The following is a 23,776-nucleotide window of genomic DNA, read 5'->3' on the forward strand; positions in this document are numbered from 1 at the left end:
TACAGGAGGAGTCATGGTACGGTCAATTAATGTTGAGGAAATCGCTAAAAATATAAAAGAAATGTGTATTGAAGCAAATCACTATCTGTCACCAGACATGGATGCGGCGATGAAGCTTGCAGAACAGACAGAAAAATCCCCTCTTGGTAAACAAATACTGGGACAGCTTCAGGAGAATCTGGAGATAGCTGCGCAGGATATGATTCCAATCTGCCAGGATACAGGCATGGCAGTGATATTTCTGGAGATTGGCCAGGACGTGCATCTGGAGGGCGGGCTTCTGGAAGATGCAGTCAATGAAGGTGTGCGTCAGGGATACACAGAAGGTTTTCTGAGAAAGTCCGTGGTAAATGATCCCTTAATCCGTGAAAATACAAAAGATAATACACCTGCTATTATCCATATAAAAATAACAGCAGGAGACAAAGTAAAAATAAAAGTAGCACCGAAAGGATTCGGAAGTGAAAACATGAGCCGAGTCTTCATGTTGAAACCCGCTGAAGGAATAGAAGGTGTTAAAAAAGCCGTGTTAACAGCTGTAAAAGATGCAGGTCCTAACGCCTGCCCTCCAATGGTAGTTGGTGTAGGTATCGGCGGAACATTCGAAAAATGCGCATTAATGGCAAAAGAAGCCCTCACCAGGGAAGTAGGAACACATTCCGATATCCCATATGTAAAAGAATTGGAAGACGAATTATTAAAGAAGATAAACGGGCTGGGAATTGGGCCGGGCGGGCTAGGAGGAACCACCACAGCACTCGGGGTTCATATCAATACCTATGCAACACATATTGCCGGGCTGCCGGTTGGAGTTAATATCTGCTGTCATGTGAACAGACATGTAGTCCGGGAGCTGTAAAGGGGTCTGACCCCTTTGCTTACCGTTTTCAGAATATTCTTAAGATTTACCAGGGAGGGATATATATTATGGATAAACATATCACAGCGCCGATTACGAAGGAAGTATCAAAATCTCTGCATGCAGGCGACTATGTATACATAACGGGGACAATCTATACGGCCCGAGATGCAGCTCATAAAAGAATGTATGAGATACTGGGAGAGGGAAAGTCTCTTCCTATAAATATTGAGAATCAGGTGATTTACTATATGGGACCTTCACCTGCAAGGGAAGGACGCCCTATCGGTTCGGCAGGTCCTACAACTGCAAGCCGGATGGATAAATACGCACCTCAGCTTCTGGATCTGGGGCTCGGTGCTATGATTGGAAAAGGGAAAAGGAGCCAGGAAGTGATTGACGCTGTTATAAGAAATGATTCCGTTTACTTTGCAGCAGTAGGAGGGGCAGGTGCACTTCTTTCAAAATGTATTACCAGCTCTGAAGTAGTTGCCTATGATGATCTGGGGACTGAGGCAATCCGCAGACTGACTGTAGAAAATTTTCCTGTTATCGTTGTAATTGATAGTGAAGGCAGTAATTTGTATGAAACTGCTATTAAAGAATATTGTATAGAAGACTAACTATTGTGTTTAATTTAGAATAATTATGGAAAAACTAAGAGCTGAGAGGAAAATGTAATGAAACGTATATTGCTGATGGTGTTCCGAAATATCATCCTGGTTCCATATATGTGGTGCCGTCTGTGTTATCACGCGTCACATACTGAAAAGTACACGGAGGAGGAACAGTACAGTCTTCTAAAGTTTATTGTGCTGCGTGCAAATAAAGGGGGAAATGTACGGATAGAACCTTACGGCACAGAAAATATTCCTAAAGAAAGTGGATTCATGTTTTTTCCAAACCATCAGGGTCTTTACGATGTGCTTGCCGTCCTGGAGGCCTGCCCAATGCCCTTTTCAGTGGTCGCAAAGAAGGAAATTCAGAACATTCAGTTTCTAAAACAGGTTTTTGCATGTATGAAAGCATATATGCTGGACAGGGATAATGTACGCCAGGCAATGCAGGTTATTATCGATGTATCAAATGAAGTGAAAAATGGGAGAAATTATCTGATCTTTGCAGAGGGTACCCGTTCAAAGAACGGAAACCGTATAGGGGAATTTAAGGGGGGCAGCTTCAAAGCTGCAACAAAGGCAAAATGTCCAATTGTCCCCATAGCGCTGATTGATTCATTCCGCCCATTCGATACAAATACAATCAGTAAGGTTACCGTACAGGTTCATTTCCTGAAACCATTGTACTATGATGATTATAAAAATATGAAAACAACGGAAATAGCATCTATTGTCCATGACAGAATACAGGATACAATTGACAAAAATGAGAAAAAATGAAAAAGTTGCGATTTAGCCGTTGACATAAAACAATCTGTTTAGTATAATAACTTTTGCACTGTTGGGTGTATAATTGTATATTGCCCTGCTGATATATAGAAAGCAGGTATTATTTCAGAATCAGGAGAAATACTCAAGAGGCTGAAGAGGCGCCCCTGCTAAGGGTGTAGGTCGGGTAACCGGCGCGAGGGTTCAAATCCCTCTTTCTCCGTTTTGATGTTTTCCAGAACTACTGGGCCAAGCCAGTAGTTTTTGCATGTAAGTTCTACAGATGTTATTGTGGGAAAGCATTACTAAAAACACTAAATCTAGTATGTAAAATGTGTGTTTGAAAAAAGTTGGAAAAAAGTTAAATAAACTCTTGACAGATGCATACGATTAATGATACTATGTTTAGGCTGACCCGTGAGGGACAGCAAACGACAAAAAGCACCTTGATAATTAAACAATAGACAACAAACCCTTGAAAATTTCTTATAGAAAAAATTTTTAAGAACAGCATCATAATGATGCACCCATCACTGAGATTAATCTCGGTGGTAAGAACAGTAAAAAGGGATAGAATTAGCTAGTAGTTAATTCTGACCCGGATACAAACACTTTTAACGAGAGTTTGATCCTGGCTCAGGATGAACGCTGGCGGCGTGCTTAACACATGCAAGTCGAGCGAAGCGCTTTACTTAGATTTCTTCGGATTGAAAAGTTTTGCGACTGAGCGGCGGACGGGTGAGTAACGCGTGGGTAACCTGCCTCATACAGGGGGATAACAGTTAGAAATGACTGCTAATACCGCATAAGACCACAGTACCGCATGGTACAGTGGGAAAAACTCCGGTGGTATGAGATGGACCCGCGTCTGATTAGCTAGTTGGTAAGGTAACGGCTTACCAAGGCGACGATCAGTAGCCGACCTGAGAGGGTGACCGGCCACATTGGGACTGAGACACGGCCCAAACTCCTACGGGAGGCAGCAGTGGGGAATATTGCACAATGGGGGAAACCCTGATGCAGCGACGCCGCGTGAAGGATGAAGTATTTCGGTATGTAAACTTCTATCAGCAGGGAAGAAAATGACGGTACCTGACTAAGAAGCCCCGGCTAACTACGTGCCAGCAGCCGCGGTAATACGTAGGGGGCAAGCGTTATCCGGATTTACTGGGTGTAAAGGGAGCGTAGACGGTTATGTAAGTCTGATGTGAAAACCCGGGGCTCAACCCCGGGACTGCATTGGAAACTATGTAACTAGAGTGTCGGAGAGGTAAGTGGAATTCCTAGTGTAGCGGTGAAATGCGTAGATATTAGGAGGAACACCAGTGGCGAAGGCGGCTTACTGGACGATGACTGACGTTGAGGCTCGAAAGCGTGGGGAGCAAACAGGATTAGATACCCTGGTAGTCCACGCCGTAAACGATGCATACTAGGTGTCGGGTGGCAAAGCCATTCGGTGCCGCAGCAAACGCAATAAGTATGCCACCTGGGGAGTACGTTCGCAAGAATGAAACTCAAAGGAATTGACGGGGACCCGCACAAGCGGTGGAGCATGTGGTTTAATTCGAAGCAACGCGAAGAACCTTACCTGCTCTTGACATCCCCCTGACCGGCGCGTAATGGTGCCTTTCCTTCGGGACAGGGGAGACAGGTGGTGCATGGTTGTCGTCAGCTCGTGTCGTGAGATGTTGGGTTAAGTCCCGCAACGAGCGCAACCCTTATCTTTAGTAGCCAGCGGTTTGGCCGGGCACTCTAGAGAGACTGCCAGGGATAACCTGGAGGAAGGTGGGGATGACGTCAAATCATCATGCCCCTTATGAGCAGGGCTACACACGTGCTACAATGGCGTAAACAAAGGGAGGCGAAGCCGCGAGGTGGAGCAAATCCCAAAAATAACGTCTCAGTTCGGATTGTAGTCTGCAACTCGACTACATGAAGCTGGAATCGCTAGTAATCGCGAATCAGAATGTCGCGGTGAATACGTTCCCGGGTCTTGTACACACCGCCCGTCACACCATGGGAGTTGGTAACGCCCGAAGTCAGTGACCCAACCGTAAGGAGGGAGCTGCCGAAGGTGGGACCGATAACTGGGGTGAAGTCGTAACAAGGTAGCCGTATCGGAAGGTGCGGCTGGATCACCTCCTTTCTAAGGAAGAAAGAAGTAAAGAGTATGTTGTCTATTGTTTAGTTATCAAGAGAGTGCCTGAAAGGGCATGCTCACATAACAAAATATTTTGGTGGCGATGCGCCTGGGGGAAACACCCGTTCCCATCCCGAACACGATGGTTAAGACCCAGACGGCCGATGGTACTGCATTGGAGACGATGTGGGAGAGTAGGTGGCCGCCAAATCTAAAAAAGAATAACAGGATGACGGATGCGCCGTCAGTATTATATAAATGTTGATTATATAGATACCGGCAAGGATAAGCAACAACTTATCAACGCCAACCCAATCAGCAGGGCAGTGCTGTTATGATAGCTGGTTTTACCAGTGATTAGATATACGAAACAATTCGTGTATGTAATGACTGATAAAGCAGTCAGCAGGTGGGAAGCGGAAGCGGAACATCTGGATATGTACCTTGAAAATTGCATACAAAGAGAAGTTGTATTATTACTGATAAGCGATAATACGACAGATTAAATATCTTATTTAATCAAGACATCCGAGGTAATGTTAACAACATTAACTAGTTCGAAAAAAACGAACGGAAAAAATTGAATTTTATTGAACATTAGCAGTTCAATAAGAGGAACCTATTGCCAACGCATATCACGCTAGATATGTGTCGCCCGATCTCCAACCCGTGAGAGAAGGCAAGTTGGTTATGCTAATAAGAGCGTATGGTGGATGCCTTGGCACTAAGAGCCGATGAAAGACGTGATAAGCTGCGATAAGCTTCGGGGAGGGGCAAATACCCATCGATCCGGAGATTTCTGAATGGGGAAACCCACTGGAGCAGACCTCCAGTATCCTTAACCCAATCCATAAGTTAAGGAAGGGAACCCGGTGAACTGAAACATCTAAGTAGCCGGAGGAAGAGAAAACAACATGTGATTCCGGAAGTAGCGGCGAGCGAAACCGGAAGAGCCCAAACCAGGGTGCGTGCACCCTGGGGTTCGGACCGCATAATTGATTCATGGAAGATAGCAGAACAGTTTTGGGAAAGCTGGCCAGAGAGGGTGAAAGCCCCGTAAGCAAAATCCAACATGACATGGCGGTATCCAGAGTACCACGAGACACGAGAAACCTTGTGGGAAGAAGCGGGGACCACCCCGTAAGGCTAAATACTCCTTAGTGACCGATAGCGCATAGTACTGTGAAGGAAAGGTGAAAAGGACCCCGGGAGGGGAGTGAAAGAGAACCTGAAACCATATGTTTACAAACTGTGGGAGCACTTTATATGTGCAACCGCGTACTTTTTGTAGAACGGTCCGGCGAGTTACGCTGGCTGGCGAGGTTAAGGGCCGAAGGCCCGGAGCCGAAGGGAAACCAAGTCTGAATAGGGCGAATATAGTCAGTCGGAGTAGACCCGAAACCGGGTGATCTATCCATGTCCAGGTTGAAGTTGCCGTAAAAGGCAATGGAGGACCGAACCCACATCCGTTGAAAAGGGTGGGGATGAGGTGTGGATAGGGGAGAAATTCCAATCGAACCCGGAGATAGCTGGTTCTCCTCGAAATAGCTTTAGGGCTAGCCTCATACTCAAGTCTTGCGGAGGTAGAGCACTGAATTTCCTAGGGGGCGTCAAAGCTTACCAAAGAATATCAAACTCCGAATGCCGTGTAGATGATGTATGGGAGTCAGACTGTCCGAGATAAGTTGGATGGTCAAAAGGGAAAGAGCCCAGACCTACAGCTAAGGTCCCAAAATGTGTGTTAAGTGGAAAAGGATGTGGGATTTCGAAGACAACTAGGATGTTGGCTCAGAAGCAGCCATCCATTGAAAGAGTGCGTAATAGCTCACTAGTCGAGAGGTCCTGCGCCGAAAATGTCCGGGGCTGAAACACACTGCCGAAGCTTAGGAATTGATGAATGTCAATTGGTAGAGGAGCATTCTTAACTGCGGCGAAGCTGTACCGTAAGGAGCAGTGGAGTGTTAAGAAGAGAGAATGCCGGAATGAGTAGCGAGAGGAAGGTGGGAATCCTTCCGGCCGAATATCTAAGGTTTCCAGAGTAAAGCTGATCTGCTCTGGGTAAGTCGGGGCCTAAGGCGAGGTCGAAAGACGTAGTCGATGGACAACAGGTTGAAATTCCTGTACTTTTAACTGACAGAACTGTGGGGACGCAGAGAGAAAGCGCAAGCCGGAAGTGGAAAATCCGGTGCAAGCGTGGTAGGAGCATATCAGGCAAATCCGGTATGCAATCCGAAGACGTGATGCGGAGCGAACTAAAGTAGCGAAGTGCGTGAGCTAGCTGCCAAGAAAAGCCGCTATTGTTCAGTTAAAACCCGTACCGTAAACCGACACAGGTGGATGAGGAGAGAATCCTAAGGCCGACGGGAGAAGCATTGTTAAGGAACTCGGCAAAATGACCCCGTAACTTCGGGAGAAGGGGTGCCTCGCGAGAGGCCGCAGAGAATTGGCCCAAGCAACTGTTTAGCAAAAACACAGGTCTATGCAAAACCGAAAGGTGAGGTATATGGGCTGACGCCTGCCCGGTGCTGGAAGGTTAAGGGGAGAGGTTAGCGCAAGCGAAGCTTTGAACTTAAGCCCCAGTAAACGGCGGCCGTAACTATAACGGTCCTAAGGTAGCGAAATTCCTTGTCGGGTAAGTTCCGACCCGCACGAAAGGCGTAATGATTTGGGCACTGTCTCAACAATGCACCCGGTGAAATTGAAGTACCAGTGAAGATGCTGGTTACCTGCGCCAGGACGGAAAGACCCCATGGAGCTTTACTCCAGCTTGATACTGGGATTCGGTATTGCATGTACAGGATAGGTGGGAGGCTGAGAACTTATGACGCCAGTCGTAAGGGAGCCGCTGTTGGGATACCACCCTTGCAGTATTGGGTTTCTAACCATCAGCCGTGATCCGGCTGGGGGACAATGTCAGGTGGGGAGTTTGACTGGGGCGGTCGCCTCCGAAAGGGTATCGGAGGCGCTCAAAGGTCTTCTCAGAATGGTTGGAAACCATTCGCAGAGTGCAAAGGCAGAAGAAGGCTTGACTGCGACACCGACGGGTGGAGCAGGTACGAAAGTAGGACTTAGTGATCCGGTGGTATAAAGTGGGATTGCCATCGCTCAACGGATAAAAGCTACCCTGGGGATAACAGGCTTATCACTCCCAAGAGTTCACATCGACGGAGTGGTTTGGCACCTCGATGTCGGCTCATCGCATCCTGGGGCTGAAGTAGGTCCCAAGGGTTGGGCTGTTCGCCCATTAAAGCGGTACGCGAGCTGGGTTCAGAACGTCGTGAGACAGTTCGGTCCCTATCCGGCGTGGGCGTAGGATATTTGAGAGGAGCTGACCTTAGTACGAGAGGACCGGGTTGGACTGGCCGCTGGTGTATCTGTTGTTCTGCCAAGAGCATAGCAGAGTAGCCAAGCCGGGAAGGGATAAACGCTGAAGGCATCTAAGCGTGAAGCCCCCCTCAAGATGAGATATCCCATAACGTCAAGTTAGTAAGACCCCTTGAAGACGACGAGGTAGATAGGGCAGAGGTGGAAGTGTGGCAACACATGGAGCTGACTGTTACTAATAGGTCGAGGGCATAACCAAGCAGGGTGATAGGATAATGGATGGATTTAATTCTTTGTATGCAGTTTTGAAGATACATATCTTCATATGGCCCAGTGGCTCAGTTGGTTAGAGCGCCGCCCTGTCACGGCGGAGGTCGAGAGTTCGAGTCTCTTCTGGGTCGTTGCTTATTTACCGTATAGGCTTTTAATCTGGTAAATAGCATTAATTTTGTGGGATCTTAGCTCAGCTGGGAGAGCATCTGCCTTACAAGCAGAGGGTCATAGGTTCGAGCCCTATAGGTCCCACTTAACAAGAATGGATGGATTCCCGAGTGGCCAAAGGGGGCAGACTGTAAATCTGTTGGCGACGCCTTCGAAGGTTCGAATCCTTCTCCATCCACTTGAGAAGTAATTCTCATAAGCCGTAAGGTTTGTGCTGATGTGGCTCAATTCATTAAGATTGACTAAGTCAATCACAAGCAGAGTGCTGATTACAAATCAGTCGCTTTGAGAAGATGTAATTATGCCGATGTGGCTCAATTGGCAGAGCAGCTGATTTGTAATCAGCAGGTTATCGGTTCGAGTCCGATCATCGGCTTTATCTCATTAGAGATAAGAAAAATTTAATAGCGCGGGGTGGAGCAGTCTGGAAGCTCGTCGGGCTCATAACCCGAAGGTCGTAGGTTCAAATCCTGCCCCCGCAACTCAGACTTTTTAAGTCTAATGCCCAGATAGCTCAGTTGGTAGAGCAGAGGACTGAAAATCCTCGTGTCGCTGGTTCGATTCCGGCTCTGGGCATTTTCTTTGCAAAAAAGAAAGACAACCTAATATGGGCGTGTAGCTCAGGTGGTAGAGCACTTGACTTTTAATCAAGTTGTCCGGGGTTCGAATCCCCGCACGCTCATGACAGAGAAATGCCGTAAATCCTTAAATACAGAGGGTTTGCGGTATTTTAATTTTTATGCAAATTGTGATTATTTGCACTCTGCAGGCGCACATCTGTCCCATTTGCCCAAGACAGCTAAAAAGATTGTGGTAATCACTTAATTTATGGTACCATATAAGAGAGGGAATGGACGGAAAAATAGGACGTAGAAATGTAATTTACGGCGTTAGCTGAAGTATAGGAGCATGAATGGATAATTTATATAAGAAATTGCGGGATTACAGCCGTTCGGATTATTATGGATTTCATATGCCGGGGCACAAGCGGAGAGGAATCCTGACGGGTTGTGACCTGCCTTATTCAATTGATATTACAGAGATAGAAGGTTTTGATGATCTGCACCATGCAAGAGGTATACTAAAGGAGGCTGAAGAGCGTGCTGCTGCATTGTATCATTCTTTGGAGACACATTACCTGATTAATGGAAGCACAACAGGGATATTGAGTGCTGTAATGGGTTGTACGGCAAAAGGGGACAGAATATTAATGGCAAGAAACTGCCATAAATCAGTTTACCATGCAGTTTTAATGCATGAACTGAGACCAGTCTATATTTATCCGGAATTTTATGCAGATGTGGAATTAAACGGGCCTGTTAAACCAAAAGATATAGAAAATGCCTTGGATAAGTATGAGGATATCAAGGCGGTGGTAATCACCTCTCCAACATATGACGGAGTTATATCGGATATAAAATCTATTGCGGCTGTGGTTCACAGGAAAGGAATTCCTTTGATTGTCGATGAGGCTCATGGAGCCCATCTGGGGTTTCATCCGTATTTTGCGAAAAATTCAGTGTCCCTTGGGGCGGATGTGGTTATACACAGCCTTCATAAAACTCTTCCTGCGCTGACGCAGACAGCCTTAATCCATATCAATAAAAATAAGAATTTAAAAGAAAATCTGGATATCAGCGGGGAGATTACGCAGTATCTGCATATGCTGCAGACAAGCAGTCCTTCCTATGTACTGATGGCAGGTATAGATGAATGTATTGAGATGATGTCCTATGGAGGACATATGTATCTTGATAAATATGCAGTATTATTACAGCAGACACGTGAATCGCTGCAGAAACTGAACTGTTTAAAACTACTTGAAACAGAATTATATGATAAATCTAAGATAGTGATTTCAGTAAAAGGGACTGGTATAACGGGTCGGCAGCTCTATATGACTCTTTTGGAGCGATACCATCTTCAGATGGAGATGGCGGCCGGGTCTTATGTGATTGCCATGACCTCAATGGCAGACACGAAAGAGGGCATGAAGCGCCTGACGGATGCGCTGCTGGAAATTGACGCGGGCCTGTCATCTGAAAAAAAGTTGTCTGTAGAATTTTTACTTCCTCCGCTTAGGCAGATATATACGAGTGCAGAGACCAAAGAAGCTGTGGGAAGAGGAAGCGGACGAAGAACTCAAAGCCTGGAATGGGGGAAATCTGTTGGAAAAGTTTCATCAGAATATGCTTATGTTTATCCTCCTGGGATTCCCTTAATTGTTCCCGGGGAAGAGATTTCTGAAGAAGCAGCAGCTTTACTTGAAAAATACCGGGATCAGGGATTTTCTGTGGAAGGTATGAAAGAAGAAGGTAAAATTGAGGTGTTGATAAATGGGTAAGATATGTTACATTATGGGCAAAAGTTCCTCCGGAAAAGATACTATTTTTAAAAAATTGAAGGAAATTCTGCCTCAGTTCAGAACAATTATTCTATATACGACAAGGCCGATCCGGGCAGGGGAAACGAATGGGGTGGAGTATTATTTCACTGATGAGGCAAAGCTGAAAATTTTGGAAAAGCAGGGGGCTGTAATTGAAATGCGAGCCTATCATACAAAATGCGGGGTATGGAAGTATTTTACGGCAGACGACGGGCAGATTGATCTGGAAAAATATCACTATATTGTTATTGGGACGCTGCAGTCTTATGAGGAAATGCGCCGGTATTTTGGGGAGGACAGGCTGGTACCTGTTTATATAGAAGTGGAGGACGGGGAAAGGCTCTCAAGGGCGCTTATGAGAGAGAGGCAGCAAAGTGAGCCTAAGTATTCCGAGATGTGCAGACGGTTTCTGGCAGACCAGGAGGATTTTTCAGAAGAAAACCTGGAGAATGCAGGAATTATGAAGCGGTTTCAAAATAATAATATGGAAGAATGTATTCAGGAAATACAGATGTATCTGGAGAGAGAGATGGAGGAGGGATAGTTTATTTAAAGAAAGAGGGAGAAACAGATTACTCTGCTTCTCCCTCTGCTACTATATCCTCGAGTACACGAATCAGGTCGTGAATGTTCTTTAATTGGACATTTCTTTCGAGTATACAGTCTTTCAAGTTGATCGGTAATGATTCAAACTTGTCCCGGAGTTCCGGTGCTATATAAGATGCCATATTCTCACCTCGGTATAGGATGTCCGGATCGGGGATAAATTATGAGTTAATAATAAAAAAATGAGTGACAGTTTAAAAAACATTTCATGCCTTATTTGGGACAATACAGATGTTAGACGGAGAAAATCTCCTTTCCCTTTATTTTTTTGATTTTGGCGCGTTTTAAGGACATTGAAAAGTGTTTTATGGACTCAGTGTGATAAAAGTTGTTTCTTAAAAAATAATTCGTTAATAAATTATTTTACTGTGATAGGCCAGTGATAAATTCTCGAAGAAATCCCGTATTTATGGGCTATATCTTCATGAAAATTTATGATATACTTAATGAGTAGTTCACAACTTTGTAAGAAACCTATAGTACAATAAACGTAACTGTTCATACTTTGAACAAATGCAGTAACCAGATGGTAAATTACAAAGGAATACGGAGAGGCAGCAGGTGATGTAATGAGCGGTTTTAAGGATGTAGTTGGACACAAAAATATCATACAATATATAGGCAATGCAGTGAAGACGGACAAGGTATCACATGCATATATAATGAATGGGGAAAAAGGGGCAGGCAAAAAGCTGCTTGCTAATTTATTTGCAATGAGCCTGCAGTGCCAGAACCGGGAGGAAGACGGAGATGCCTGCGGCAAATGTCAGTCCTGTAAACAGGCGATGAATCATAATCAGCCGGATATCATTAAGGTTACGCATGAGAAACCGAATACGATCAGTATCGACGATATCCGTGAACAGGTAAATAATGATATTGTGATCAAACCATACAGCAGCAGATATAAGATATACATTATAGCAGATGCGGATATGATGAGTGTACAGGCCCAGAACGCGATTCTTAAGACTATTGAAGAGCCGCCGGAATATGCGGTTATTATGCTGCTTACGGAGAATGCGGAGACGCTGCTTCCCACAATCAGGTCCAGATGTGTGATGCTCAAGCTGCGGAATATTAAGGACCAGCTTGTAAAAAAGTATTTGATGGAACAGATGCAGGTGCCGGATTATAAAGCAGATGTCTGTGTGGCGTTTGCTCAGGGCAATATGGGAAAGGCCATTATGCTGGCTACTTCGGAACATTTTAATGAGATTAAGGAAGAAGCGGTTCATCTGCTGAGAAATATCAATGATTTGGATCTGAATGAACTGATTGAGGCAGTGAAGAGATGCATGTCCTATAAGCTGGAGATCACGGATTACATGGATGTGATCGCAGTATGGTACAGGGATGTGCTCATTTATAAGGCAACCAGAAATGTGGACAGGGTTGTATTTTCGGATCAGCTGAAGTATATTAAAGAACGGGCGAGCAAGAGTTCTTATGAGGGAATTGAGATTATTCTGGATGCACTGGAAAAGGCAAAGTCCCGCCTGAAGGCGAATGTAAACTTTGAATTGACTATGGAATTGCTTTTATTGACAATAAAGGAGAATTAACGGGATGACGAAAGTAATAGGTGTGAGATTCCGCACTGCAGGAAAGATATACTTCTTTGCACCGGGGAAGTTTGAGATCACACAGGGTGACAATGTAATTGTTGAGACAGCGAGAGGCGTAGAATACGGGCGTGTTGTAAGCGGGCCAAAAGAGGTGAAGGACGAGGAAGTTGTGCAGCCGCTGAAGTCGGTGATCCGTGTGGCTACTGAGCAGGACCGCAAAGTAGAGGAGAAGAACCGTGAGAAGGAAAAGGATGCCTTTAAGATCTGTCTGGAGAAGATCCGCAAGCATGGCCTGGATATGAAGCTTATTGATGCAGAATATACATTTGACAATAATAAGGTGCTGTTTTACTTTACGGCGGATGGCAGGATCGATTTCAGAGAACTGGTAAAGGATCTGGCAGCAGTATTCAGAACCAGGATTGAACTCCGTCAGATTGGTGTGAGGGATGAGACAAAGATCCGCGGAGGAATCGGGATATGCGGGAGACCTCTGTGCTGCAATACTTATTTATCTGAATTTGCTGCAGTTTCTATAAAGATGGCGAAGGAACAGAATCTGTCCCTGAATCCGACGAAGATATCGGGAGTTTGCGGCCGTTTGATGTGCTGTCTGACTAACGAGGAAGAGACATACGAGGAGCTGAACAGCCAGCTCCCTACTTTGGGAGATACCGTGACAACGCCAGAGGGGCTTTCAGGAACGGTTCATTCACTGAGCGTACTGCGGAAGCTTGTAAAGGTAATTGTGGTTCTGGAAAACGATGAAAAAGAGATACGCGAATACAGAGCTGAGGAACTGAAGTTCAGGCCGCGGCGTAAAAAGGCAAAAGTGTCCAAGGAAGAGATGAAGAAACTGGCCGCGCTGGAAAAAGGTGAAGGAGCATCGAAGTTAGATGACAACTAAGTTAAGACCGGGAGAGAGGCTGGATGATCTCCAGCTGGACGGATATGAGATTATTCAGAATCCGGAGAGGTTCTGTTTTGGGATCGATGCCGTTTTGCTCTCCGATTTTGTAAGAGTAAAAAAAGAGGAGACGGTTCTGGATCTGGGAACTGGGACGGGTATCCTGCCCATTCTCCTCGCTGCAAAGACGCGGGGAAAGCATTTTACGGGGCTGGAGATACAGACGGAAAGCGCGGATATGGCGGTGAGAAGTGTGGAGCACAACCGGCTGGGAGAACGGATTGATATTGTAACAGGAGATATCAAAGAGGCAGCGGAGATATTTCGGCCTGCCTTTTTTGATGTTATCGTGACAAATCCTCCGTATATGCTGGCGGAGCACGGACTTCAGAATCCCAGGGATGCCAAAGCCATTGCCAGGCATGAGGTACTCTGTACGCTGGATGATATACTGCGGGAGAGCGGAAAGCTGCTGCAGGAGAGCAAAGGCAGATTTTATATGATTCACAAACCGTTTCGTCTTGCGGAGATTATTATTAAGATGAATCAGTATAAGATCGAACCGAAGCGTATCCAGTTTATCCACCCGTATGTGGATAAAGAGCCGACGATGGTTCTGCTTGAAGGAATCAAGGGCGGAAAGTCCAGGGTAAAAATTGAACCTCCTGTTATTATGTACAAATAGATGTAACCGTTCAGACTTGCCCGAACGGTTACCAATAGATAGCGGGTGAGACATCTGGGGCTGATAAGGAGGATTTATGTCAGGAATATTATACTTATGCGCTACCCCGATCGGGAATCTTGAGGACATGACGTTTCGGGTGATACGGACTCTGAAGGAGGCTGATCTGATTGCGGCGGAGGATACGCGCAATAGTATCAGGCTGCTGAATCATTTTGAGATACGTACTCCTATGACAAGCTACCATGAATATAATAAGTTTGAGAAGGGCCGAAAACTTGTGGAAAAACTGCTGGAGGGCCAGAATATTGCGCTGATTACTGATGCGGGAACACCCGGGATCTCAGATCCGGGAGAGGAACTGGTCCGAATGTGCTGCGAAGCGGGAATCACGGTGACCTCTCTTCCGGGTGCGTCGGCTTGCATTACGGCGCTGACAATATCCGGTCTGTCCACCAGGAGGTTTGCTTTTGAAGCCTTTCTTCCCACGGACAAGAAGGAGCGGGAGTGGGTGCTGGAAGAACTGGAGGGAGAGTTTCGGACAATCATTTTGTATGAGGCGCCCCACAGGCTTGTGAAAACGTTGAAGCTGCTTCTGGAACGTTTGGGGAACAGACGGATTACCGTCTGCAGAGAGCTGACGAAAAAGTATGAGACTGTATTTACCTCGACCCTTGAGGAGGCGGCTTTGTTTTATGGGGAGCATGAGCCAAAGGGGGAATGTGTGCTTGTGGTTGAAGGCCGCAGCCGCAGTGAGGCTGTCCGAGAAGAACAGGAAAAATGGGAAGCGATGAGCATTGAGGCACATATGGAATATTATACTTCCAGGGGAATGGCAAAAAAAGAGGCCATGAGGATGGTAGCAAAAGACCGTGGAGTTCAGAAACGGGAGATTTACAATTATTTGGAACGTTAGAGATAACTATATTGTTAAGAATTTGCAACAGTTCAAACCTAGCTTAACGGTTACGAGAATTAGTCAACATAGACAGAGAGATTAAAAATTTGCATTGGAATTTTAGAAAATTGTAACATTGACGATTTGGGAAGGAAAGTATAGAATAAATTACAAGTTCAAGAAGACCAGGCAGACGAAGGCGTCTCATTTAAAGGAGGCCCTTTTTCTTTTAAGATTTCCGGACAGGACATTTTGGACAGACATCGGGTAAGACAGCAGGACAGACATCAGGTACAGTCAGCAGGTAAGGCATCTTGAAGAAACATCGGATCAGGCATCCATGCAGAGCATGATAGGAGTTCCGGAACATACAGCATCAGACTTGGATTGAACTATGTTAGGGCGTATTACATTTTATGTAATGCGCCTTTTCATGTGGTGTGCGTGTTTACTATACAAAAAAATCACCTTTCCGTTATAATAAGCCTGTTCAAGCCGAGTTATAACGGAAAAGTGGTTATTTATGTTTTTGTAAGTAGTGAAACTTATTTTGGCATATAACGTCCGCCGTCTACGCCAATTACCTGACCACACTGATGACGTCCAGTAATATCAGAGGCAAGGAAGAGAACTGCATACGCTACATCCCAGGGAGTTCCAACCTGCCCTAAGGGGCTAAAAGTCTTCCAATACTCTAAAGTTTCTGGATTTGAAGTGAATGCCGGCCACGGTGAACCTGATGTGAAATGTCCATCAATTGGAGGAGTTGCACCTGGAGCAACGCAGTTGATACGGATGCCGTCTTTTGCAACATCCTGTGCAATTGTCTGAGCTAAGTGGATGACAGCACTCTTTAATGCACCGTATACACACTCATCAGAGTCGTGAACACGTCCACAAGTAGAAGCGTTATTTACAAAATTGCCATGTCCTTGTTTTTGCATGATTGGTAAAATATATTTCCAAGCATTCATACATGATAAAAAATTAATTTCGTAAATTTTTTGCCATAAGTTTCTATCGAGTTCGAGGAATTTTCCAAGAGAATCCCAGCCAACACCGTGATAAACACTGTCGATAGCACCATGCAGTAAAGCAGATTCTGCAGCATGAGCTGTATCTTCGTAACTTGTTGCATCGCATTTAACGATTTCGGCCCATGGAGCACCTGCCTCAAGAGCCTCTAAAGCAACTTTTTCACAAGATTCTAAATCTCTTCCAGCAATTGTTACACCAGCACCTTCCTGAGCAAATGCGAGAGTAACACATCTTCCAATATTAGAATGTCCCCCAAATAATAAAATATTTTTGTTTTTTAAACCTAAATCCATATAGGTACCACCTTTCATAATTTAGACGATATGTGGCGGTACACAAGGTTAATTAACGCTGATGTGAGAGCATTGGAACGGGCTTAAAGTCAAAATAAACATTGTTATTATTGTTTTCGCTGAAACAATCAACGCTAAAACAAACAGAATATAAATCCTCATCAGGTCTGTGATGAGTAATTCCCCACCATAGAGGAATATGATCTTTGATATAACCAATACTTTCAATGATGGAATAAGGGGTTCCAATAGGTCTTTCTAAGATAGAAGACTCTTTTTCATCAAGAACACCATGAAGAAATCTTTCTTCATAAAAAGTGATATCAATTGAAAAATCGTTTGTAAAAAAATCATTATAATTATCAATTGTAAGTCCAGGGCAATGTTTGCATACGATATAACGCAATTCATGAAGAAACGGAATATCGTGGTGAACATAACGGAGACTGTCAAGTACAAGAATTGTATCATCATCTTCAACCGCTAATACACGTTTTAAGTGACGGCTTAAATCTTTTCCTGTCCGCTGTTCGATTGAGCGAAATCTTGAACGGAAAGAAATTCCCTGTGCTTTTGCGGATGCAGTTAAGCTGGTCATTGTAAAATAATCATTTAAAGTCTGTTTTGAACGAACAAAGGTACCGACTCCTTTTCGAAACTCTAAGTATCCTGCGCTAATCAGATTACTAATCGCTTTATTGGAAGTTGAACGACTAACGCCATATTGCTGGCAGATCGCACGTTCTGCTAAAAATTTATCGCCAGGCTGATATTCATCCGAAAGTATACGATCACGCAAAAGTATATATAGCTGTTCATATAAACTAGTCGTATTTAATACATTTGATGTCATAGGAAAAATGTCCTTTTCTTTAAATTATTTGTGAGCATGTGACCCTACCACATAATTTTATTCTGAAAAGACGAAGAAGTCAAGAGGTTCATTTAAGTATGCAAAAAAAAGAATTATATAATATAAACAAAAAAATGTAGTAAAAAATATGAAAAATAGAGAAAATGATGATTAATATATTGACAAATAAAACAAAGCCGAGTATTATAATTCTAAAGACGATATGTGGACAGACCACATAGTGGCTACACAAAAAAGTGGACGGATTAATGTAATTAAAAAAAAGAAGGGAGGTTTGGTAAAAAAAGGGAAAAATATTGGACAGGCCACATAACAACTAAAGAAAAGGAGATGAGAAAACGTAATGGGTAATTCAGTTGATTTCAAAGAAGACATTAAATTACGAGAAAAATTGTGTTACACCTCAGGTAACGTAGCAGCTGTATTAGTTAATACAACATTATCCAGTTACTTGATGTATTTTTACACGGACATCTTAGGAATCGCAGCATCAGCAGCGGCAGCAATCTTTTTATTCTCGCGTATTTGGGATGCTTTTAATGATCCATTAATGGGAATGGTTGCGGATCGCACCAGAAGCAGATGGGGTACATATCGGCCATGGATATTATGGGTTGCTTTACCAATGACAATTTGCGGAATCTTATGTTTCACTGCACCTGATTTTTCCTATACAGGGAAATTAATATGGGCATGGGTAACCTACATAGCATGTGGTATGTGTTACACAGGGATTTATATTCCATATGGTGTTATGAATAACGTTATGACGAGGGATATGAATCAAAGATTAACATTAGCTACATTCAGAGAGACAGGTTCAGATATTGCTTCTATGATCATTGGTTTCACAACAATGCCGCTCGTACTTGCAATTGGTCATGGAAATGAAGCAAAAGGATTTCAGGGAACAATGACTGTTTATTCTTTAATCGGATTAGCTTGTTTAGTAATCTGCTTCCTTGGAATTCGAGAAAGACGTACTCCTGAAATCAGTAAACTTACATTAAAAGAATCTATTGGATCTTTGAAGGGGAACAAACCTGCATTAGTAATCATGTTAGCTATGATAGTGATGAACGGAATCGTAATGTATGAATTTAGCTGGTTCGTTTACTATATTAAATATTTCTTACATAGAATGGATTTACAGCCAATTATCATGACAATGATTCCCGGTGTTGCTCTTATTTGTAAATTTATTATTAATCCCATTGCACAGAGGGTTGGAAAGAAACCGATGTTAATCGTTGGCAGCTGCATTTATTTGTTAGATGGAATATTGTTCTTAGCTGCCGGATCAAATCTAGTATTAGCGATTATAGCATGTGCAGGATTTGGGGCAGGACTTACTTTCTTCTTTGTAATGGTATGGGGGAGCGTTCCTGATATTGTAGAGTACGGGGAGTGGAAGACAGGAGTCAGAGCACCTGGTTTCCTTTATTCTATGGGAACATTATCAAATAAACTTGGCTTAGGATTTTCTGGTTTATTAGCTGGATGGATGCTTACAGTAATTAACTATGTTCCAGGTGCTGAACAAACAGCGGCAGTACAGCACGGAATTTACCTTTCAACAGGTATTCCATTAGTAGTTGCAGGAATTCTTTGTGTCATCCTTTTCTTATTCTATGATTTAACACAGGAAAAATATAACGAGATTCTTACAGAACTTGCAGAAAGAAATGCACAAAAATAAATCCCTTAAAGGGAAATAAATAAATAAAAGGAGAAACAAAATGAAAATGAAATCAGCATTATGGGACAAAATCGGACATATGTCTGTAGTTGAAATGGATGTTCCAGAACCAAAGAGAAATGAAGTAAAAATTAAGATCGCATATTGTGGTATCTGTGATAATGATCCTCAGATCATTAACGGGGGATATCCAATCCTTCAGCCACCCATGACTATGGGTCATGAGTACACGGGAACAATCGTTGAAGTTGGAGAAGATGTAACTACATGTAAAATAGGAGATCGAGTTGTAGCCAATATGCATGCTTTCTGTGGAGCCTGCCATTACTGCCATAACGGTATGGAGCACTTCTGCGAGAATATGACTTTCGCTACAGGTGCGTTTGCTGATTATGCTACAGTTGCAGCAACAGCAGTTACAAAAATTCCAGATTCAATGACATTTGAGCAGGCTGCATTGGCAGAGCCACTGAGTGCAGCAATTCACGGTATGGACATTCTGCAGATGTCTGCTGGAAAATCAGTAATCATCTATGGCGGAGCAGCTATCGCCCAGATGTACATTATGCTTGCCCACCGTGCAGGAGCCAGTAAAATATTCATGGTAGATCCAGTAGAAGAGAAGAGAAAAATGGCACTCAAATGTGGCGCAAACTTGGTAATTGACCCAGCATCTCAGAGCGTAAAAGAAGTCGTCGCAGAAGAGACAAATGGATATGGCGTAGATTATTGTATCGATGTAAGCGGATCTGTAGAGAATGCAGAAGAGTGTGTTGAGATTGTAGCAAAATGTGGACGTATCTTATATGCTGCATCTTACGACTTTGGTGACAGACCAATGAATTTGAACTTATTCACTGCAAGATGTGAGAAAGAATTAAGTATTGTAACATCGCAGCAGTCTCCATACTCATTTGATCGAGCAGTAGCTTTAATGGAAAACATGGACATGAGACATTTAATCACAGGAATTTATGATTTAGATTGTCTTGATGAGGCATTAGAAAATGTATTTACAGGAAAAACAATCCGTGTATTAATCCGCCCTTAGTATGTTGGAGGTAAAAAAGAATGACTAGAGAAGAACTAATCAAACAGTTGACTGGAAAGTCAAAAGAAATGAGATTAAATATTTTGGATATTGCAGGGAAATGTGAGAACACACATGTTCCATCTGCAAGTTCATGTTGTGATATCGTAACAGCACTATATTTCCACTTTATGAACTATGATCCAAAGAACCCGTTGGATAAGAACAGAGATCGTTTCATTTTAAGCGCAGGACATAAGAGTATGGTCCAATACGCCGCATTGAATTTACTTGGTGTTATTCCAGATGAAATGATTGATACAATCGAACAATATAATAGTCCATTAGCTGGGCATCCTGTATATAAAAAATGCCCAGGAGTAGAAGCATCTACGGGTTCATTGGGACATGGCTTATCTATTGCAGCAGGAATGGCCCAGGCTGCAAAAATGGATGGTGAAGATTACAAAGTATATTGTATAGTTGGAGATGGCGAGAGCAATGAGGGATCAATTTGGGAAGCCGCGATGTCAGCTGCTAAATACAAATTAGATAATCTCGTTATGATTCTTGACAGAAATAGGATGAGTGCAACATATCCAATATCCATGCCAATGACAGACTATAAAGCTGCATTAGAGTCTTTTGGATTTGCCTGCAGAGAAATCAACGGAAACAATATGGCAGAAGTTGTTGAAGCGTTAGAAACACTTCCATACGCAGAGGGAAAACCAAACGCAATTATAGCAAACACTATTAAAGGTTATGGAATTCCATTTGCAATAAATAATTCAAAATGGCATGCTGCATATTGGTCTCCTGAGAAAGTAGCAGAAGCAAAAAAACTTATTGAAGAAATGGAAGGATAGGTCTTATGGAACGAAAATCAGAAAATATCCAGCGTGCGATTGTACAGGAATTAAATAATATCATGGTTGAAAACGATCAGGTCGTTGTTGTTAATGCAGATATAGCACTTTTATTTAAAGATGGACCAGACTCAATCTCTTGTCCGGACAGGGTGCTTGATGTAGGTATTGCAGAGCAGAATATGATTGGTTTTGCATCAGGATTGGCTTACTCAGGAAAAACAGTATTTACAACAACAATTGCTGAAATGGCAGTAGCAAGAGTTATAGAGCAGATTCGATTAGATGGATGTTATCCAGATCTCAACATCAACATGTTTGGACAGGGCAGAGGATTTGCTTATGGTATTGGTGGAAACTCACATATTATTACCGAGGACTTTGCAATGCTGCGCGGTATTCCTAATATTAAAATTATTATTCCAGCAGATGCAAGAGAAGCAAGAAAAGTTATGCATGAAGCATTGAGTGTAAATGGAACAAAATATATCGCTATTTCCAGAGGAAATACGCCAAATGTATATGAAGATGACTACGAGTTCCACATAGGAAAAGCAGTAACAATGAGAGATGGAATGGATGTAACAATCATTGCTGTTGGTGATATGGTTGCTCCGGCACTTGACGCAGTAGAAATCCTTAAAGAAAAAGGAATCAATGCAAGAATGATTAATATGCATACATTGAAACCGTTGGATCATGAAGCAGTGATAAAAGCAGCTAAAGAGACAGGCGCAATATTAACAGTAGAGACACACAATGTTTTAGGCGGTCTTGGATCAGCTGTTTCAGAAGTTGTTTGTGAGGAATGCCCTATTCCAATGAAAAAAATGGGCGCTCCAGACCAGTTCTCTAAAGTTGGACCAATGAATGAATTAATAGCACACCTTGGTCTTGATGCAGAGCACATTGCTGCTGAAACAGAAAAACTCATTCAGAGAAAATAAAAATTAAAATATCGCCGTCTTATTTATTTTTGCCATAAGTGGAAAGTCCACATGTCAACATTTATCATGTGAACAAAAAGGAGTTTATATGGAAAATCACAAAATCCCATTAAAAGAAAAATTATGTTATACATCAGGCAACTTATCACAATGTTTAATTAACAACACAATGTCAAGCTTCCTGCTGTTCTTTTTTACAGATATCTCAAAAATTCCGGCAGCTTCTGCAAGTTTGATTTTTATGATCGGTACAATCCTTAACATTATTATTGGACCAGTAGTCGGAACACTTTCTGACCAGACTAGAACAAAATTAGGATGTTATAGACCATGGGTAATGTATGGTGGATTTGCCGTATCCATTATTTCTGCATTATGTTTTGTTGCTCCCCCATTCGGAACATCAGGACGTGTTATTTGGGCGGGTATTGCTTACGTATGCTGGATCATTGCTTTCTCTGCAGCATATACACCATACGGTGTTATGAATAATGTTATGACAGAAGATACGATCGAAAGAGGAACACTGGCTACATTTAGAGAAACAGGTTCTGATATTGCCGGAATGGTAGTAGGCAGTTTAACACTGGCTTTGATCGGTTTCTACGGACATGGTCAGGATACAAAAGGTTACACACCAATGATGATTACTTATGCAGTATGCTCTATTATTTTGATCATTATCTGTGTAAAGGGAACAAAAGAGAGACTTCTTCCGGTAGAGGAGAAATCATCTATAGCATCTTCTTTTGGAACATTAAAAGGAAACCGTCCGGCAATTATCATTTACATTGCAATGATCGTTATGAACCTTGCAGTTATGATGCAGTTTAGCTGGGTTATGTACTATTGTACATACTGTTTAGGAAATGGAGAATTAACAGGTTCTTTCATTAGTATGTGGTGTTTTGTAGCATTCCTCTGCAAATTTATTATTATGCCGATTATCAAAAAAATGGGTAAGAGAAACGCTATGATTATAGGAAGCGCAGCATATCTTATCGATGGAATTCTCTTTTTGGCTGCAAAAGATAATATGATTTTGAACTATGCGGCTGTAGTATTCTTCGGTATTGGATTAACGGTATTCTTTACAACAATTTGGGGGGCTTTACCAGATGTAGTAGAGTATGGCGAGTACGTAAGCGGTATCAGGGCTCCAGGTTTCTTATATTCCTTGGGCGCAATGTTCAACAAAGTAGGGAATGGACTTAGTGGCGTAGTCGCTGGTCTGGTGCTTACATTTATTGGATACAATGCAGCCGGAGAACAGACAGCAAGTACAATTGCGGGTATTCGCATGGCAGCCGGTGTACCTCTAATTATAGCAGGTCTCGTATGTATCATCTTATTTGTGTTCTATAACTTAAGCACAAAAGAATACAACGAAGTGGTTGAAGAACTTAATAAACGCAGAGAGAAGCAGTAAATTATGGGAAGGTTTGAATATTTAGAAGGAGAAGTTCCAGATATACCTTGTGCAGCCGCCGTAAAAACATCAACACATGTGTATGTTTCTGGTACAGCAGTGTTTCAGGATGAACAGGGAAATGTCATTTCTGATGTTAAGGATCAGACATGTAAGTGTTTGAATAAGATTGAACAGATTTTGTCAAAATGGGACTTAACTCGTAAAGATATTGTAATGGTAACTGTATTTGTTCGCGGGAAAGAAAATTTTATGGGTATGAATGAAGCATACAGAGGATTCTTTGGTGATGTATTTCCATCAAGAACAGCATGTGTGTCTGATCTTGGCCATCCAGATATGTTAGTTGAAATTTCCTGTGTAGCTTGTTTATAAGTAAATTTAGATAGCCGGAGGGG

Annotated in this window: 19 protein-coding genes, 8 tRNA genes and 3 rRNA genes; 27 read left to right on the forward strand and 3 right to left on the reverse strand. The window is 42.9% G+C overall.

Translation table 11 applies throughout. The features are described 5' to 3' along the window. Positions 1–13: 13 nt before the first annotated feature. The 17 genes from MWG26_RS00060 to MWG26_RS00140 all read left to right on the forward strand — a co-directional run bounded on the left by MWG26_RS00060 (position 14) and on the right by MWG26_RS00140 (position 11,079). Positions 14–859: a fumarate hydratase gene (locus tag MWG26_RS00060; protein ID WP_025653896.1), complete on the forward strand. Its 846-nt coding sequence runs from the start codon at positions 14–16 to the stop codon at positions 857–859. A 68-nt stretch (positions 860–927) separates the two neighbouring features. Next, positions 928–1,482, forward strand: coding sequence for a Fe-S-containing hydro-lyase (locus MWG26_RS00065; protein WP_025653897.1), 555 nt, complete (start codon positions 928–930; stop codon positions 1,480–1,482). A gap of 57 nt (positions 1,483–1,539) precedes the next feature. Continuing rightward, a complete protein-coding gene (locus MWG26_RS00070) occupies positions 1,540–2,256 on the forward strand; it encodes a lysophospholipid acyltransferase family protein (protein ID WP_025653898.1) in 717 nt (238 codons plus the stop codon). A gap of 123 nt (positions 2,257–2,379) precedes the next feature. Then, positions 2,380–2,467, forward strand: a tRNA-Ser gene (locus MWG26_RS00075). Between the two features lie 390 nt (positions 2,468–2,857). Next, positions 2,858–4,390: ribosomal RNA gene (locus MWG26_RS00080) — 16S ribosomal RNA — on the forward strand. 87 nt (positions 4,391–4,477) lie between these two features. Beyond that, positions 4,478–4,595 (forward strand): 5S ribosomal RNA (gene rrf / locus MWG26_RS00085). A gap of 142 nt (positions 4,596–4,737) precedes the next feature. Then, positions 4,738–4,890 carry a hypothetical protein gene (locus MWG26_RS00090; RefSeq protein ID WP_244062677.1) on the forward strand — a complete coding sequence of 51 codons (153 nt, stop codon included), beginning with the start codon at positions 4,738–4,740 and terminating at the stop codon, positions 4,888–4,890. Between the two features lie 180 nt (positions 4,891–5,070). Continuing rightward, positions 5,071–7,967 (forward strand): 23S ribosomal RNA (locus MWG26_RS00095). The 16S, 23S and 5S rRNA genes sit together here with 8 tRNA genes alongside, the layout of an rRNA operon. A 68-nt stretch (positions 7,968–8,035) precedes the next feature. After that, positions 8,036–8,109, forward strand: a tRNA-Asp gene (locus MWG26_RS00100). Between the two features lie 51 nt (positions 8,110–8,160). Next, a tRNA-Val gene (locus MWG26_RS00105) sits at positions 8,161–8,233 on the forward strand. 12 nt (positions 8,234–8,245) lie between these two features. After that, positions 8,246–8,327, forward strand: a tRNA-Tyr gene (locus MWG26_RS00110). Positions 8,328–8,452: 125 nt separating this feature from the next. Next, a tRNA-Thr gene (locus tag MWG26_RS00115) sits at positions 8,453–8,525 on the forward strand. Between the two features lie 32 nt (positions 8,526–8,557). Beyond that, a tRNA-Met gene (locus tag MWG26_RS00120) sits at positions 8,558–8,631 on the forward strand. Positions 8,632–8,652: 21 nt separating this feature from the next. After that, a tRNA-Phe gene (locus MWG26_RS00125) sits at positions 8,653–8,725 on the forward strand. A gap of 33 nt (positions 8,726–8,758) precedes the next feature. After that, a tRNA-Lys gene (locus MWG26_RS00130) sits at positions 8,759–8,831 on the forward strand. A 231-nt stretch (positions 8,832–9,062) separates the two neighbouring features. Next, complete coding sequence (locus MWG26_RS00135) at positions 9,063–10,493, forward strand: aminotransferase class I/II-fold pyridoxal phosphate-dependent enzyme (RefSeq protein WP_025653899.1); 1,431 nt, start codon at positions 9,063–9,065, stop codon at positions 10,491–10,493. Then, positions 10,486–11,079, forward strand: coding sequence for a nucleoside/nucleotide kinase family protein (locus MWG26_RS00140; protein WP_025653900.1), 594 nt, complete (start codon positions 10,486–10,488; stop codon positions 11,077–11,079). Before MWG26_RS00135 ends, MWG26_RS00140 begins: the two co-directional genes overlap by 8 nt. Positions 11,080–11,107: 28 nt before the next feature. Here the strand turns inward: MWG26_RS00140 and MWG26_RS00145 are convergent, their stop codons facing one another. Then, on the reverse strand, positions 11,108–11,263 hold the full coding sequence (locus MWG26_RS00145) for a hypothetical protein (RefSeq protein WP_025653901.1): 156 nt from the start codon (positions 11,261–11,263) through the stop codon (positions 11,108–11,110). A 447-nt stretch (positions 11,264–11,710) separates the two neighbouring features. Here MWG26_RS00145 and holB point away from each other — a divergent pair, with 447 nt between their 5' ends. The 4 genes from holB to rsmI all read left to right on the forward strand — a co-directional run bounded on the left by holB (position 11,711) and on the right by rsmI (position 15,217). Further along, a complete protein-coding gene (gene holB, locus MWG26_RS00150) occupies positions 11,711–12,706 on the forward strand; it encodes a DNA polymerase III subunit delta' (protein WP_025653902.1) in 996 nt (331 codons plus the stop codon). Between the two features lie 4 nt (positions 12,707–12,710). Continuing rightward, positions 12,711–13,616 carry a PSP1 domain-containing protein gene (locus MWG26_RS00155; RefSeq protein ID WP_025653903.1) on the forward strand — a complete coding sequence of 302 codons (906 nt, stop codon included), beginning with the start codon at positions 12,711–12,713 and terminating at the stop codon, positions 13,614–13,616. Next, the gene (locus tag MWG26_RS00160; RefSeq protein WP_025653904.1) at positions 13,606–14,301 is read left to right on the forward strand and encodes a tRNA1(Val) (adenine(37)-N6)-methyltransferase; all 696 of its coding nucleotides are present in this window, start codon (positions 13,606–13,608) and stop codon (positions 14,299–14,301) included. The genes MWG26_RS00155 and MWG26_RS00160 overlap by 11 nt, the downstream gene beginning before the upstream one ends. Positions 14,302–14,377: 76 nt before the next feature. Next, entirely contained in the window at positions 14,378–15,217 is an 840-nt protein-coding gene (gene rsmI, locus MWG26_RS00165) for a 16S rRNA (cytidine(1402)-2'-O)-methyltransferase (protein WP_044926031.1), read from the forward strand. 527 nt (positions 15,218–15,744) lie between these two features. Here the strand turns inward: rsmI and MWG26_RS00170 are convergent. Together MWG26_RS00170 and MWG26_RS00175 are read right to left on the reverse strand one after the other, a co-directional pair. Further along, complete coding sequence (locus MWG26_RS00170) at positions 15,745–16,530, reverse strand: SDR family NAD(P)-dependent oxidoreductase (protein ID WP_117441060.1); 786 nt, start codon at positions 16,528–16,530, stop codon at positions 15,745–15,747. 52 nt (positions 16,531–16,582) lie between these two features. Next, complete coding sequence (locus MWG26_RS00175) at positions 16,583–17,383, reverse strand: GntR family transcriptional regulator (protein WP_081732978.1); 801 nt, start codon at positions 17,381–17,383, stop codon at positions 16,583–16,585. Positions 17,384–17,747: 364 nt separating this feature from the next. Between MWG26_RS00175 and MWG26_RS00180 the strand changes: the two genes are divergently transcribed. The 6 genes from MWG26_RS00180 (at position 17,748) to MWG26_RS00205 (ending at position 23,753) form a co-directional block, all read left to right on the forward strand. Further along, positions 17,748–19,103: an MFS transporter gene (locus tag MWG26_RS00180; RefSeq protein WP_025653907.1), complete on the forward strand. Its 1,356-nt coding sequence runs from the start codon at positions 17,748–17,750 to the stop codon at positions 19,101–19,103. A 40-nt stretch (positions 19,104–19,143) separates the two neighbouring features. Further along, positions 19,144–20,154 (forward strand): zinc-dependent alcohol dehydrogenase, encoded by a 1,011-nt coding sequence (locus tag MWG26_RS00185; protein ID WP_025653908.1) that lies wholly within the window; start codon positions 19,144–19,146, stop codon positions 20,152–20,154. 20 nt (positions 20,155–20,174) lie between these two features. Next, on the forward strand, positions 20,175–21,002 hold the full coding sequence (locus MWG26_RS00190; protein ID WP_025653909.1) for a transketolase: 828 nt from the start codon (positions 20,175–20,177) through the stop codon (positions 21,000–21,002). Positions 21,003–21,007: 5 nt separating this feature from the next. After that, entirely contained in the window at positions 21,008–21,949 is a 942-nt protein-coding gene (locus MWG26_RS00195; protein ID WP_025653910.1) for a transketolase family protein, read from the forward strand. An 88-nt stretch (positions 21,950–22,037) separates the two neighbouring features. Continuing rightward, positions 22,038–23,378, forward strand: a complete 1,341-nt coding sequence (locus MWG26_RS00200; protein ID WP_025653911.1) for an MFS transporter — start codon at positions 22,038–22,040, stop codon at positions 23,376–23,378. Between the two features lie 3 nt (positions 23,379–23,381). Beyond that, positions 23,382–23,753 carry a RidA family protein gene (locus tag MWG26_RS00205; protein WP_025653912.1) on the forward strand — a complete coding sequence of 124 codons (372 nt, stop codon included), beginning with the start codon at positions 23,382–23,384 and terminating at the stop codon, positions 23,751–23,753. The last annotated feature ends 23 nt before the right edge of the window (positions 23,754–23,776 follow it).

Source organism: Faecalicatena contorta, from assembly GCF_022835095.1.
GTDB classification, from domain to species: domain Bacteria; phylum Bacillota; class Clostridia; order Lachnospirales; family Lachnospiraceae; genus Faecalicatena; species Faecalicatena contorta.

Coding starts and splice junctions, on each gene's coding strand:
- rsmI (WP_044926031.1), top strand. CDS start 14,378: ATGTCAGGAATATTATACTTATGCGCTACCCCGATCGGGAATCTTGAG.
- MWG26_RS00180 (WP_025653907.1), top strand. CDS start 17,748: ATGGGTAATTCAGTTGATTTCAAAGAAGACATTAAATTACGAGAAAAA.
- MWG26_RS00140 (WP_025653900.1), top strand. CDS start 10,486: ATGGGTAAGATATGTTACATTATGGGCAAAAGTTCCTCCGGAAAAGAT.
- holB (WP_025653902.1), top strand. CDS start 11,711: ATGAGCGGTTTTAAGGATGTAGTTGGACACAAAAATATCATACAATAT.
- MWG26_RS00160 (WP_025653904.1), top strand. CDS start 13,606: ATGACAACTAAGTTAAGACCGGGAGAGAGGCTGGATGATCTCCAGCTG.
- MWG26_RS00135 (WP_025653899.1), top strand. CDS start 9,063: ATGGATAATTTATATAAGAAATTGCGGGATTACAGCCGTTCGGATTAT.
- MWG26_RS00060 (WP_025653896.1), top strand. CDS start 14: ATGGTACGGTCAATTAATGTTGAGGAAATCGCTAAAAATATAAAAGAA.
- MWG26_RS00190 (WP_025653909.1), top strand. CDS start 20,175: ATGACTAGAGAAGAACTAATCAAACAGTTGACTGGAAAGTCAAAAGAA.
- MWG26_RS00065 (WP_025653897.1), top strand. CDS start 928: ATGGATAAACATATCACAGCGCCGATTACGAAGGAAGTATCAAAATCT.
- MWG26_RS00145 (WP_025653901.1), bottom strand. CDS start 11,263: ATGGCATCTTATATAGCACCGGAACTCCGGGACAAGTTTGAATCATTA.
- MWG26_RS00155 (WP_025653903.1), top strand. CDS start 12,711: ATGACGAAAGTAATAGGTGTGAGATTCCGCACTGCAGGAAAGATATAC.
- MWG26_RS00175 (WP_081732978.1), bottom strand. CDS start 17,383: ATGACATCAAATGTATTAAATACGACTAGTTTATATGAACAGCTATAT.
- MWG26_RS00185 (WP_025653908.1), top strand. CDS start 19,144: ATGAAAATGAAATCAGCATTATGGGACAAAATCGGACATATGTCTGTA.
- MWG26_RS00170 (WP_117441060.1), bottom strand. CDS start 16,530: ATGGATTTAGGTTTAAAAAACAAAAATATTTTATTATTTGGGGGACAT.
- MWG26_RS00070 (WP_025653898.1), top strand. CDS start 1,540: ATGAAACGTATATTGCTGATGGTGTTCCGAAATATCATCCTGGTTCCA.
- MWG26_RS00195 (WP_025653910.1), top strand. CDS start 21,008: ATGGAACGAAAATCAGAAAATATCCAGCGTGCGATTGTACAGGAATTA.
- MWG26_RS00205 (WP_025653912.1), top strand. CDS start 23,382: ATGGGAAGGTTTGAATATTTAGAAGGAGAAGTTCCAGATATACCTTGT.
- MWG26_RS00200 (WP_025653911.1), top strand. CDS start 22,038: ATGGAAAATCACAAAATCCCATTAAAAGAAAAATTATGTTATACATCA.